The organism is Candidatus Methanocrinis alkalitolerans (assembly GCF_029167205.1).
Lineage (GTDB): Archaea > Halobacteriota > Methanosarcinia > Methanotrichales > Methanotrichaceae > Methanocrinis > Methanocrinis alkalitolerans.
In genome coordinates, this window is sequence record NZ_JARFPL010000002.1 from 55,482 (window position 1) to 69,278 (window position 13,797).

General features: G+C 60.7%; 9 protein-coding genes. 4 read left to right on the forward strand and 5 right to left on the reverse strand.

Annotation, left to right across the window (positions count from 1 at the left end; genetic code table 11):
- Positions 1-115: 115 nt before the first annotated feature.
- A complete protein-coding gene (locus tag P0O24_RS01000; protein WP_316967875.1) occupies positions 116-4,819 on the forward strand; it encodes a hypothetical protein in 4,704 nt (1,567 codons plus the stop codon).
- 25 nt (positions 4,820-4,844) lie between these two features.
- On the opposite strand, the gene P0O24_RS01005 is transcribed toward P0O24_RS01000, so the two are convergent.
- The 5 genes from P0O24_RS01005 to P0O24_RS01025 form a co-directional block, all read right to left on the reverse strand.
- Positions 4,845-5,207: a hypothetical protein gene (locus P0O24_RS01005; protein WP_316967876.1), complete on the reverse strand. Its 363-nt coding sequence runs from the start codon at positions 5,205-5,207 to the stop codon at positions 4,845-4,847.
- Positions 5,191-5,787, reverse strand: coding sequence for a pyridoxal 5'-phosphate synthase glutaminase subunit PdxT (pdxT, locus tag P0O24_RS01010; RefSeq protein ID WP_316967919.1), 597 nt, complete (start codon positions 5,785-5,787; stop codon positions 5,191-5,193). Before pdxT ends, P0O24_RS01005 begins: the two co-directional genes overlap by 17 nt.
- A gap of 7 nt (positions 5,788-5,794) precedes the next feature.
- Entirely contained in the window at positions 5,795-6,688 is an 894-nt protein-coding gene (gene pdxS / locus P0O24_RS01015; protein WP_316967877.1) for a pyridoxal 5'-phosphate synthase lyase subunit PdxS, read from the reverse strand.
- 179 nt (positions 6,689-6,867) lie between these two features.
- Entirely contained in the window at positions 6,868-10,476 is a 3,609-nt protein-coding gene (locus P0O24_RS01020) for a biopolymer transporter Tol (protein WP_316967878.1), read from the reverse strand.
- A gap of 185 nt (positions 10,477-10,661) precedes the next feature.
- Complete coding sequence (locus tag P0O24_RS01025; RefSeq protein ID WP_316967879.1) at positions 10,662-11,765, reverse strand: OBG GTPase family GTP-binding protein; 1,104 nt, start codon at positions 11,763-11,765, stop codon at positions 10,662-10,664.
- A gap of 240 nt (positions 11,766-12,005) precedes the next feature.
- Here P0O24_RS01025 and P0O24_RS01030 point away from each other — a divergent pair, with 240 nt between their 5' ends.
- From P0O24_RS01030 to P0O24_RS01040, 3 genes are all read left to right on the forward strand, one after another.
- A complete protein-coding gene (locus P0O24_RS01030; RefSeq protein WP_394356646.1) occupies positions 12,006-12,386 on the forward strand; it encodes a 30S ribosomal protein S8e in 381 nt (126 codons plus the stop codon).
- 27 nt (positions 12,387-12,413) lie between these two features.
- Positions 12,414-12,623 carry a DUF1922 domain-containing protein gene (locus P0O24_RS01035; RefSeq protein ID WP_316967881.1) on the forward strand — a complete coding sequence of 70 codons (210 nt, stop codon included), beginning with the start codon at positions 12,414-12,416 and terminating at the stop codon, positions 12,621-12,623.
- 233 nt (positions 12,624-12,856) lie between these two features.
- Positions 12,857-13,606: a hypothetical protein gene (locus tag P0O24_RS01040; protein ID WP_316967882.1), complete on the forward strand. Its 750-nt coding sequence runs from the start codon at positions 12,857-12,859 to the stop codon at positions 13,604-13,606.
- Positions 13,607-13,797 lie beyond the last annotated feature (191 nt).

Below are 13,797 nucleotides of genomic sequence, written 5' to 3' on the forward strand. Positions count from 1 at the left end.
CATGGTAAATCACGTATTCTTATATGGTGCCGTACCGCCTGGTGCCGTACCGCTTAATTGTTCCGAAATTCCTTTATAGAAGAAAAACAATAAAACGTCTGCTCAGAGGGAGCTTATGAAGGGTGGATCTTGGACGATACCCCCCAAACGGGGCAGGGCAGCTCATTTCTTCTGTCTAGCCTGCCTCATACTAACTTCGGTATATGCCCCCACCGCATCCGCCTGGACCTTCCCCTTCTCTATCCCCTTCCTCAACAGCCCCGATGAAGGTCTGAACCTCGATCTGGAGTTGAATCAGATCCTGGTGGAATATGGAGGGTCTGCCACCTACACCATCCGCCTAAAAAATTTGGGGCAAGAGGGGTTAACCGACTTATCGATAAAAGACAACTTCGGCCAGGTCGGGTTCGTCGCCCGCCTTCCAGCAGGCGGATCCGCGAAGTTCACAAGAACGACGCCCCCCCTCAAGGCCGCCACCCGCCTTGAGGTGGTGGCCACCTCCAGAGGCGAGGAGGTGGCCAGGATCGAGGCCTCCGTCCAGGTGGGGATGCCCGCGGAGGTCTTCTCGGTCCCGATTATGGAGTTCGCAAAGCCCCTGGCGTATGGAGACCAAACCCTCAAGATCACGGCCGCCACCCCCGAGATCGAGCTCGCGGTCGGGGCCGACCCCGCCGCCGTCCGGCCGGGGGAGAAGGCGACGGTGAGGATGACCGTCACCAACCGATCTCCAAAGCCCCTGAGAGATGTGGCGATCACAGGTCCCGGCTGGACGGTGGAGGTGGGAGACCTCAACCCCGGTGAGTCAAAGGCCTCCACCAGAGCCCTGACCGTCGTCGAAGACTTCTCGACGGAGGTCTCGGCCGCCGGGTACACCGACGACGGTGAGAGGGCGGCGGACCGGAAGTCCTTGAAGGTCTCCACCGTCAGCCCGGATCTATCGGTGACGGTGGTATCCGGGCCGGAAGCTCCGGGGCAGCCCGCAGCCATCGAGTACAAGTTGAAGAACGAGGGCGAGACGGACCTCCACCGGGTGACCCTGAATGACGGCGACGGCGCCACCCTCGCCATCCTCGCAAAGCTCGGTCCGGGAGAGGAGAAGAGCCTGACCACCGCCGCCCAGAGGACGGAGGCGGGCGGGGCTCTGGAGGTGAAGGCCCTGTCTGCTGAAGGAAGAGAGGTCATAGGAGAGGTCGTCGTCGCGCCCTCCGCCAGCGTGCCCTCCGCCGGGAGGTCTTCGACGAGATCTCGGACCTCCACCGACCCCTTCGATACCGTGGGCTTCGGAGATGGGCTCAAGTTCCAAGAGATGGACCTGGACCTGAAATTCGATCAGAGGTTGGATTTCGGCTTTGGAGATCTCTCTGGGCCGCTTCCCACAGGAGGGGATGGGGCGGCGGCGGGACCGTCTGCGGGATCAAAGGAGACGGATACTAAAGCTGAGACCGGAAAGTCGAAGCTGGTGGTGACTCTCCAGGTCAACAGGAGCCTCGTCCACAAAGGCGAGATGATCGGGTATAGGTGCACCGCCGTGAACCGGGGAACGGCTCCTTTGACAGATCTGGTCCTCGGTTGCGGCGAAGATAGAGCGACGGCATCGATCCTTGCCCCCGGCGACGGCATCCCTCTCGAAGGGGCGATGAGGGCGGAGGGGACGGTGAACCTGACGGCTTTCGCCTCAGCCACAGGGTTTGACGGATCGATCCTCGAGGATGAGGCCACCCTCGAGATGGAGGTCGTATCTCCAGACCTGTTGATGGAAGTTCATAATGACCCCGAGGAGATCTGCCGGGGTCAGAGGGTCTCCATCGTCGTCCGGCTTGAGAACACCGGAGACGATCCCCTCTCAGACCTGAGGGTCTCAGACGACCTGGGAAAGATCGGAAAGGTTCTGCTCCTGGGACCTGGGGAGGAGAGGACCCTCATGAGAGACTCGGCGATCTATGAGAGCCTCGACGACGAAGTCAGGGTCGATGCCGTCGATTCCACCGGAAGTCGGCTCTATAGGTCAAAGATCCTGAACTTCCGTCTTATGGAGCCGAGGATGGACCTCACCGTCGATCCTCAGAGGAGGGCGGCGTATCCGGGTGAGACGGTGGAGGTGGTCTGGACCATAAGGAACGTCGGCGAGGTGGATCTCGAAGACGTTACCTTTGTGGGGGAAACAGAGAGCACCTTCAGGCTTCCAGCCGTCGCCGCCGGAGGCAGAACCCAGGTATCCTCCACCTACTCCGCCGACGAGAGCCGGGAGGTGACGGGCCGGGCCGAAGGAAGGACCCCCGGCGGTGAGACGGTCTCTGCCTCCGCCGCCTTCGAGATCAAGGTCGTCTCGCCGGGGATCGGCCTCAACGTCAGGCCCTCCGAGGTGGAGGCCCGCCCCCAGGGGCCCTTCAACCTGACGTTCCTCGTCACAAACACCGGAGACGACCTCCTCAGGGACGTCACCGTCTCGGAGAAGAGCCTGGGCACCCTGGATCAGATCGGAAGGCTCGATCCGGGAGACTTCAGAGTTACAACCCACGAATTCTTCGCCGAGACGAACACCACCTTCAACCTCCAGGCGGAGGGGACCGACACCATGGGGAAGGGCTGGACCGACTCTCAGATGGTGAGGGTGAAGCTCGTATCCTCCAAGATCGACCTCTCCGCGTCGTCGGACCCGGCAAAGACCGCCCCCGGCGGAACCGTCAACCTCGTCTTCACCGTCAAGAACCCGGGAGACGTCCCCATCTTCAGCACCTTCATCATGGGGAGGACCCTCGGCCACCTGGGGACGATAGACTACATATCGCCGGGGTCCAGCCGGGCCATAGAGAGGGAGATAGAGGTATCCCAGGAGTTGGAGGAGGAGATAACCGCCGAGGGATTCACCCGGGACGGGAGCTCGGTGAGGGACAAAGATATCCTCCTGGTGGGGCTGACGGTTCCTGACCCTCCAGCCGAAGAGCCCGCCGCCGAGATCGTCTCCAAGGGAGAAGATGATACCGCGGCGAGGGCAGATCCGGCGGCGGGGGTGGCCGGAGAAGGATATCGTGAAGTTTCCATCGACGGTGAGAACGTCACCGAAAGGGAGGCTGGAGGCTCAACGAAGAGAGATGATGACGTCTCCGGCATCGCCGACCTGATAAACCGCCTCAGGGAGATCCTGGAGAAGATCAGGCTGAACGATCAAAGCTCAAAAGCCGCCGTAGAGGCGAGATCGTCGGAAGGTGCGGCCCCCGCCGGATCGGGACCCACTTCCACATCGTCCGCCCCCTTCGAGGCGAGACCAACGAGAGCTTCGACGGAGGGGTCAGGGTATGGTGGCCAAGATGTGGGGGTCAACGCCTCGCCCCCATCACCCCGCTTTGCCCTCCCGGAGGGGGTCGGATACGTGCCGTCGAAGGATCTTTCGCAAGCCGTCCCAGGCGTCCCCGCCGGCGTAGAGGCAAGACCTGAGGGCGCAGGGTACTCTTACTCTGCCGAAGGGCCGTCGTCTTCGTACCTTTCGTCTCCGGGAACATCCCCGAAGAGCACAGGTTATGTATATTCGACCAGCAGCCCCGTCGCCGAATACATCTCAACTCCTTCGACCGCCCCTGGGAGGGCTGGTTACTCCTCTTCCGAGGTCGGCCCCTTATCGGCCCTGACATCTCCAGCCGGAATTTCGCCCACCATCGCCGTCTCCACCACCCCCAAAGACTATGAGGACGTCGACCCCCGAGCGTCCTCGGAGGCCTCGCCGAAGGTGGCCGGATCCGAGGGCTCCCCAGGATATTCAACCCTCCAAAGAAGCCGCGAGGCCATCCCCGGGTACGCAGAGGCCGCGGCTCCGGCTGACACCCTCCGCCAGGATAGCCCTTCCCTGTCCAGGTCCCCCGCCGAGAACATCAAGCTCGTCATAGGAGATCTGGGAGAACTTCAGGTAGACCGCCCACCTAAGATAATCGACGTGGGGGCGTTCCCCCCGGAGCCAACGGCTTGGACGCCGGTGGTGGTGGCAGTCCACGCCACCGACGACATCGGCATCAAATCCGTAGATATGCTCTGGAACACCCCTGCCACCGCCATCAGCAGGCTGGATCTGGCCAAAATCACCAAGATCAACTCCCAGAAGATGGTACAGGAGGACGGAGACAACAAAGAGGGGTACTGGAGCTACGAGATCCCCGGCCAACCTCCGGGGACCTACATGGCGGTATTCGTCAGGGTGAGCGACGGAGAGAGGTGGGCTGAGGACGGTCCTTACATCCTATTCTGGTCGGAAGCCGCCCCGGAGAGGGGGGCTGAAGAGGCCCCCTCCCGGGAGACGGCGGCCTCTGACGGCAGAAGGCCCGACGCCGTCGAAAGCCAGAAGAGCGGGATGCTCTTCGTCGAGTCCACCACCGTCGTCGGAAGGGGCGACGTGTCCATCAAGAACGAGTTTCGGGAGTCATCGGCCAGGTACAGAGAAGAGCTGGACGGGAAGGGGTCGATAGAGATGCAGTCAGAGAAGACGATAAACAAAGGAAACCCCGTCGTCAACATCACCGACACCCGCCTCTTGGTATTCGACCAGGGTTACCTCAAGGGGTTCAAGGTTATGCAATCTCCGGGGTTCCACGGCGGCATGGGCGCCAGCGTAACAGAGCGGTTCAACGCCACGACCCTCGAGAAGATGGAGACGGGTACCCTATCGTCGGTGAACAGCACCCAAAACACCCTCCTCTTCAATACCCAGCAGGCCTTCGAGGGAATGTGGGGGACCAGGACCGAGTACTCGAACTTCAACAAGAAGATCAAGGCAGACCAGAAGCTGAGCGGGACCTTCGAGACCCAGAAGAGGATAACCTTCGAGGATTAGAGAACGGCTGATAAAATTCGGGTATCTAGGACCTCTCTTTCCTGATAGCCCCCTTCCAGATCTCGTCCGCCCTGTCCACCACCGCTACGATCTGGTCGTGGATCTCGATGCGGTGCTTGATCTCCCCTGCCTTGAGGGCGGCGTCTACGGAGTGGCCCATCATCTCCCGGGCCTCGGCCCGGAGCTCTTCGGACTCCTGCCACAAATTCTCTGCAGCCTGTGGGTCTAGAGGCCGGAGGTCAACAGACCGGTTTCTGAGGTCGTCGGACCTTCTCAGAAGGCCTGAAGCTTCCATTTTGAGCCGTTCCGACTCCTTGAGGAGGCTCTTCATATCCTCCTCCATCTCTTCGAGGGACTTGTCCACAAACTCGTCATCGATCCCCAACATCGATATCTACCTCCCGGATCATATCCAAAAACATCTCGTGAAACCTCCCGTCCGCCGTCAGCTCCGGATGGAATGCGAGCCCCAAAAGGCCGTTCTGCCTCACCGCCACCGCCGCGTCCTCGATCCGGGCCAGGACCTCCACCTTCCGGGACCATCCGACGACGGCAGGGGCCCTTATGAAGACGGCGCAGTAAGGAGAGCCGAAGCCCGATACATCGATATCCGCCTCGAAGGACTCCCTCTGGGAACCGAAGGCGTTCCTTGCGACCCTCACATCCATAAGCCCCAGGGGGTGAAACCTCGTCTCTTCGACGATCTCCCTGGATATGACGATGAGCCCAGCACAGGTGGCCATGATGGGGACGCCCGACTCCGATGCGCCCCTCACCTCATCGCCGACCCCCGTCCGAGCGAGGTGACGGCTGATGGTGGTGCTCTCCCCACCGGGGAGGACTATGCCGTCGCAGCCGGGGACGATGCCGCCTCTTCTGACCTCCACGACAGACCCCTCGCCCCCCAGGACCCGCTCCATCGCCTGGACGTGCTCAGAGACGTCCCCCTGGAAGGCGATGATCCCTATCCTCGATCTACCAACCCCTCGTCTGAAGGACCTCTCCCGGCTGGAGGGTACCGGCGTCGATCCCCTTCATGGGGTCGCCGAGGCCCGTGGATATCTCGACGAGCTTTTTGGGGTCGTCGTAGTTGTTCACCGCCTCCACGATCGCCGAGGCCATCATCTCGGGGTTTTGAGACTTGAAGATCCCCGACCCCACGAAGACGCCGTCCGCCCCCATCTGCATCATCAGGGACGCGTCGGCGGGGGTGGCGATCCCTCCGGCGGCGAAGTTCACCACGGGAAGCCTCTGCATCTGCCTGCACTCGAGGACGAGATCGAAATCCGCCTCGATCTCCCTTGCCACCTTCATAAGCTCGTCCTCGTTCATCCCTTTGAGGCTTCTGATCGTCCCCATTATCATCCTCATGTGGCGGACCGCCTCCCGGACGTCGCCGGTCCCAGCCTCGCCCTTGGTCCTGATCATGGCGGCGCCCTCCTTCGTCCTTCTGAGCGCCTCCCCCAGGTTCCTCGCACCGCAGACGAAGGGGACGGTGAACTTGGCCTTATCGACGTGGAACTCGTCGGCGGGGGTCAATACCTCCGACTCGTCGATCATGTCGACGCCCATCGCCTCCAGGATCTGGGCCTCCGCAAAGTGGCCTATCCTGACCTTGGCCATCACCGGTATCGATACTGAATCGATGATCTCCATGATGATCTTGGGGTCTGCCATCCTGGCGACCCCCCCCATCTTCCTTATGTCGGCAGGCACCGCCTGGAGGGCCATGACCGCCACCGCCCCCGCCTCCTCTGCGACCACCGCCTGCTCAGAAGTGGTGACGTCCATGATGACGCCCCCCTTCTGCATCTTGGCGAAGCCGCGTTTGAGCAGCTCCGTGCCGAAACGAAGTTCTTCCAATTGCATGATAGTCAGATGCCCCGATCTTTTTTAAGCCGCTTACAAGTGAGGGCCGAATAAATAAACTTTGCTCCCAGGCTCCGGCCGCCGTGGACGAACCGCAATCTTCTGGGGAGGCGAGGAGGCCGGGGACCCTCCAGAGGGCGATTTTCCCTCGAACTTCGATCCCATCGGCCTTACCGGTCCTATTCCCTGTAGATCTCGTACATATAGACGTCCTTCTTGCCCATCGAATCGTCGACCCAGACGATCTTGGAGCTTCCGGTCCGAGGATCTGTCTGGTTGCCGGGACCAGTGAATATCTCCATCTCCTTCCCGGCGGAGAGGTCCATAGCCCGAATGTCCCAGTCGCCGTTCCTGTCGTCCTGCCAGACCAGGAAGCCGTCCCGGAGGTGGGGGTTCGTCTGGTTCGACGGATGGTTTGTGACCGCTTCGACCTTCCGGGTGGCCAGGTCGTAGGAGTAGAGGTCCCAGTTCCCGGACCTGTCGTCCTGCCATACCACCAGACTTCCGTCGGTCGTCGGGTTTTTCTGGTTTCCGGGTCCCGCGTTTATCGGAGTGCGGCTCGAACCCGACCAGATGGATACGTCCCAGTTATCGTTCCTGTACTCCTGATATACGACGATCGACCCGCCAGCGTCAGGCTGCTCTCCCCTCGGCGGGATCGCCTCCATCGTCTCTGTGGAGTATAGGGGCTTCTTCTGGACGCGCCATCCGAAGGCGGCTATGGGGAGGTCTCCCCAGGCGAGCATCTCCTCGCTGATGGAGGGTCTCGACGGGACCGAGATACCCCGTTGGAGCTGGGTCCTGTTGACCGCCACTATGTCCAGGGCCCTGATCGCCCAGGATTCGAACTGCTCTTCATAGTACATCCACACCACGACGTCGTCGAATATGTCGGGGTACATGTCCAGCTCAGGGCCTGCCGCAAGAGGCCACTCCACGTTCTCGACGAGGTTGTAGAGGTATATGTCGGGGTTTCCCGTCCTGTTGTCCATCCAGACCACCCAGTCCCCGCTGACGGCCGGGTACGTCTGATCCCCAGGAGCCTGACAGATGACGCTGATCTGATCCGACCCCAGGTTCTGTAGACCGAACTTTCCGCTGGGAGAGATCAGCCAGGCGAGCCTCTGGTCCAGGTAGAACTGGACGTCCCCTGCGCCGCTGGCCACCTCCCTGTCCCTCCAGGTGTTGGGATCGAAGGTGCGGAGCGACCATCCATCCGCAGTCCTCTCCTGATAGACGACCCGGTTTCCGTAGACCTTCGGCTCGGACTGGGGGCCCGGTCTCGCGTAGGCGCGGCCCCACTTCCTATCCCAGAAGTAGTAGCTCACATCTCCTGTCGTCGAATCCTCCCAGACGATGACGTTGCCGCTGACGGAGGGGTTTATCTGGTCCCCTTCGCCGGTGAGCTTCGTCTCCGCCCCGGAGGATAGGTCCCAGGCGTAAACGTCCCAGCCGCCGTCCCTACTGTCCTGCCAGACGAGGAGGTCGCCGCTGAGGACGGAGTTGATCTGATCGCCAGCCCTTCGCGGAGGCGGGTTGATCGATCTTCCGTCGAGGTCTCTCACCATCACGTCCCAGTTGCCGGAGGAGTCATCCATCCAGGCGATCCGCCTGTTTCTGACTGAAGGGCGGACCTGATCGCCCCTCCCTTCGGCGACGACGATCTCATCGCCAGAGGAGAGGTCCAGAGCCCTGATATCCCAGTCGCCTTTCCTATCGTCCTGCCAGACGAGGAGGCCGCTTTCCACTGCCGGGCTCCTCTGGTCGCCGGGCGCCCGGACCAGGGGTCGTTCGCGCCTGTTATAGAAGTCGAAGCCGAAGATATCCCAGTCGCCTCCCCGGTTGTCGGACCAGACGACGAAGCTCCCGCTGGTGGCTATCTCCGCCTTCTCCAACAGCAGAATCGGATCGTCTCCGATGGACCTGGTCATGATCTGGGGCGTCTCGCCGCGGTAGTCCATCCAGACGATCCTGTCGCCGCTCAAAACCTGAGACCCGCCGGCGACGTTCACGTAGAAGGGAAAGCCGACCCCGTCGTTCGGTTTTTGGTGGAGCGGCCCCGTGACTGCGGGGATCTCCCTCTCCAGCTCCAGGTCGTAGAGGTAGATATCGAAGTCCCCGTTCCGGTTGTCCAGCCAGGCGACCCGATCGCCGGAGATGATCGGTTGTACCTGGTCTCCATTGCCTGAAGTGATCACCGTCTCAATGCCCGTCAACAGGTTTTTGGCTCTTATATCCCAGACGTCGTTCCGATCGTCCATCCAGACGATGGCATTCCCGTAAATCCATGGGGCCTGCTGCTTTCCTGAGTCCGTCGTCACCTGAGTCTCTGCCCTGGTGGTCAGGTTGTAGACGAATATGTCCCAGTTTCCGGCCCGATTGTCCGTCCAGGCCACCAGATCTCCGCTGACCATCGGTTGCGCCTTCTTCGAGCCGCCGGTGGTTATCTGAATTTCGGACCCGTCGGAAGGATCATATATGTAAACCTGGTCGTCTCCGGTCCTATTGTCTATCCAGACCACCTTTCCGTCACCTATCTTTCCGTAATACTTGTCGTGTACGTCGTCGGGTACGGAGGTCTCCGCCCCCGTCGACAGGTCGTAGACGAAGAGGTCGATATTCCCACGTCTTCTGTCAGAATAGACGACCAGGTCGCCGCTGATGCTGGGGCTGCTCTTCTCGCCCGCAGAGTCGGTGATCTGGCGCTCCTCATCCCTTATAAAGTCGTACATGTAGACGTCGAAGACGCCGGTCCGGTCGTCGGTCCAGACCACCCTATCTCCGTCGATCCAGGGGTTTGTATGGTTGTAAGGGGCCGAGGTGACATGGTCGTCTGCCACCAGGTTGAAGTCGTAGATGTAAATGTCCGGGTCCCCCGCCCGATAGTCGGTCCAGACGACGCCCCACTCGCCGAGGGCCGGCGCCATCTTCATCGACCCCGGACTTACGGCCATCTCGCCGCCGGTCCTGACGTCGTAGAGGTAAACATCGGCGATGCCGCTCCGGTGGTCCTGCCAGGCTACGAGGTGCCCCTTGACCGATGGAGCGGTCTGCAGCCCCTCCCTCTCGATCACCGTCTCCTTCTTCGTCGATAGGTCGTAGATGACTATATCGTAGTCCCCGTCCTTCTCCTCGGACCAGACCACCAGGTTCCCGTCGATGGCCGGAAAGGCTTGCTCCCCCGGACTCGGTGAGACGGGGCTCTCTCGGCCCGTCTTCAGGTCGTAGATGTATATGTTGGAGTTGCCCTTCCGGTTGTCCGCCCAGACGATCCGTTCACCGCTGATCTTCGGCTGGATCTGGTCGTTAGGGTCGGCGGTGATCCGCCGCTCCAGCCCTTCTTCCAGATCGTATAGGTAGATGTTCCAGCCGCCGTCCCGCTCGTCCATCCAGACGACCCGATCTGCGTCTATGTCCGGGAGGAACTGGTTGCCGGAGGCGGTGGTGATAGGCATCTCCTCTCGTGTCGCGTAGTCGTAGAGGTATATGTCCGACTCTCCGGTTCGCAGGTCCTGCCAGACGATCCTCGTTCCGCTGACTGCGGGGCGGTCCTGATGGCCGGGGAAGAAGGAGACGCCCCTCTCGGTCCCGGTCTCGAGGTCGTACATGAATATGTCGAAGTTGCCGCTTCTGTTGTCCGCCCAGGCGACTATGGAACCGTCTATGGCGGGCTGCTCCTGAAGGCCGCCCCAAGTGCTGATGGGCCGCTCTTTTCCCCCACTCATTCCCGAGGCGACGCCCGCCAAAAGGAGCGCCGCCGTCAATAAAACTATCGTTCGCCTCGACATCTTAGCACTCATCCTGTCGAAGTTAAGCTGAAGATCTCAACCCCCGCCATCTCGCCGGAGAATATATAAGCTCTCACCCTCGGGCCGGAGCATATTCCGAATGAGGAATATCTGCGGCGGATAAAGGACAAAGGGGAAGAAGAAGAAGAAGGCGGGGAATGGCGAAGGGGGGCCAAGCCTGCCCGCTACCTGCCCCGAACGACGATGGAGAGGACGTCCTCGTCTGCGAGGGGATGGTCGAGCCCCACCGACTGGCCCGGGAACTTGGCGCTCTTTCCCCAGACCTTTGCGTACCGGAAGTGCCTGACAAAGTCCCTGTGGAGGTGCTCGCAGACCGTCCGGACGGTGGAGTCCTCCAGGATCACCAGGGGATCTTTCATGTCGGCCTTCCCCCGCTGGGGCTTTAGGTATACCCTGATGAACCCCAGGGTATCGTATATCAGATCCTTGAGCTCCTCGACGCCGAGATCCTCCTCCACAGATAGGGGTATGAAGTCGCGGCCGATCGTCTTCTTTATCTCCTCTCTGACGTCGTCGTACTCGAGATCGATCTTGTTTATGACGGCGACCTGGGGGACGTATATCCTGTTTCCTGCGAGAAAGTCGACGAGGGTCTCGGTATCGATATCCTCCCTGACGGTCACGATCCCGTTTACGATCCCATAGGCCCGGAGGATCTCGGCGATCTCGACTTCCGTCATCCTGGTGAGGGGGACGGTATTTCGAAGGATTATCCCCCCCTTATCCGAGGGGTTGAGGGTGATGTCGGGGGGGACCTTGTCCAGCCTGATCCCGGCATCGTAGAGCTCCCGCTCCAGGACGTCGAGGCGGTAGTTGTAGACGTCCCCCATCAGAAGGATTATGTCCGCGGCCCTCGCCGCGGTGATGACCTCGCGACCCCTCCCCTTCCCCCTGGAGGCGCCCTTTATGATCCCGGGCATGTCGAGGATCTGGATCTTGGCCCCCTTGTAGTCCATCACCCCAGGGATCACCTCCAGGGTCGTGAAATGGTAGGCCCCCACCTCAGCGTCGGAGCCCGTCAGCCGGTTGAGGAGGCTCGACTTTCCGACGGAGGGGTAGCCGACGAGGGCGACGGTGGCGTCCCCCGACTTCTTGACGTAGTAGCCCTTGCCGCCTCCGGCGCCCTTGATCCTCTGAAGCTCCTGCTGAGCTTTCAGCTTCGCTATCTTGGCCTTCAGCTTTCCTATATGGTGCTCTGTCGCCTTGTTCTTCTGGGTGTTGAAGATCTCCTCTTCTATCGCCTGGATCTGCTCGTCGACTGTAGCCATCTATAACCTGCCTTCGAACGACCCCAACAGACCGCACCTCTGCAGTCTCCCGGGAGAACGTCTTTCCCAGCCCCCTGATCCGCGATACCATATTAATGGTTTGGGTTCACGGAGGACGGATCGATGGGCTCTGGGACGGGGGCGATGATCCGCCGGGACCGGCGGATCGGAAGCTTCCGGTCGCGAGACCAAAAGTATAAATATCGCCCCCCCAAGGCTATCCCCGGTCTGGGGTATAGTATGAAGTGTCAAGGAAATTCCAAGAGGAAGTTGACCGGCGGAAGGCTCATCTCAAACCGGGGAAAGAGGAAGTACGAGCTGGGAAGAGATGCCGGCGAGCCGCACGTCGACGTCACGCGAAAGAAGCTGATAAGGACCAGGGGCGGCAACACCAAGGTGAGGCTCCTCAGGTGCAACGTTGCCTGTGTTGCAGATCCAAAGACTGGAAAGTCCAAGATCGCGAAGATCGTGAGCGTTGACGACAACGCCGCGAACCTCAACTACATCAGGAGAAACATAATTACGAAAGGCGCCATCATCAAGACCGATCTGGGAGCAGCCCGGGTCACCAGCAGGCCGGGTCAGGACGGGGTCGTCAACGCGACCCTCATAGCCGTGTGATCCCGGTCGTCGGCTCAAACTCTTTTGATGTACCTGATATTCAGATGTTCCGGATGCGGACGCCACCTCTACGCAGAGGAGAAGACCGCATCCAGGACCTGTCCCTGCGGAAGGCGGATCAGCCTGAAGAAGGTCAAAGTCCTCTCTAAAGCGGCGGATGAGCGGGATGCCGGAGAGATGGTGAGGGCTTTGCAGATGGAGGGGCACGACTTCACCGGCTTCTCTCCGGCGGGCTGATCGCCGTTTTAATCCCTTTTTTAAGGCGCCCCTCCCGGACCATAATGGAGGGTGCACATCGGTCCAACATAAGGTCTACGTGAAAAATAACGATTTAAACCGCAGGGGCTGATGGGGGTTTGGAGGCGGAATCAAATGGAGCGGCTGCGGCCGACCCCGCCTCCATAAAGGAGGGAGGGGACGATCCCCTCCCCTTGGCGCATTGCGACCAAGATATAACGGGGGTTAGTGAGATGAATTTGTCAAAGATATCGAGGTGGACCATAGCCTCGCTGATGGTCCTGCTGGTGGCAACGTCCACGGCTCTCGGCTACGCAAATACCGTAAGCCAGAGCATCAGCATGAACGGCCAGGGCGGTTACGTCAGCCAGAGCTCATCAAATTCTGCGATCGTCTTCGGCTCCAACAACCATGTGAGCCAGAGCGTCACCCAGAACGCCCAGGGGAACTACATAACCCAGAGCGCCGCCAACGCCGCCGTAGTGGTGGGGGACGGAAACAGCGTCCACCAGGGCGTCCATCAGAACGCCGATGGCAGCTACATAATGCAGGCGGGGGCCAACGCCGTCGCCGTCGTCGGAGATTACAACGAAGTCTTCCAGGGGGTCTCCCAGACGGCCGTTGGGGACGAGATCTACCAGACAGGGTGGAACTCGGGAACGATCATAGGGGACGCAAACTCCCTCACCCAGACGACCTTCGCCTCCGCCAGGACGAGGCCAGCCCCTCACGCTGACCCGGTCCAGGATATGAGCAACTTCGCCTACATCGCCGGTTCCTACAACGACGTCGGCCAGTCCATCTTCGGGTACGCCATCGTCGGCTCCGGAGACGGCCCCATAATCCAGGGAGGAAGAAACGTAGTCGAGACGCCGGACCCCCGATGGAACTCCTTCCGTCAGGGCATCGGCTTTTCGGGGCACTCCGGCCCGGGATCTGAGTTGAGACAGTCCGCCAAAAACGAGGTCCGTATCGGCGGATAATACTGCTGACGGATGAAAGGCCGATGATCCTGACGATGGATGAAAGGCCGATGATCCTGACGATGGATGAAAAGGCCGATGACTCCGGTGGTGGATCTTCGATCCGCCACCGTCCATCTTTTTTTCTACAAGATCCGCGATCATTCTCCATCAGAGGGGAGGATAGTCTTCAATAAGTATATAAGCCGCCG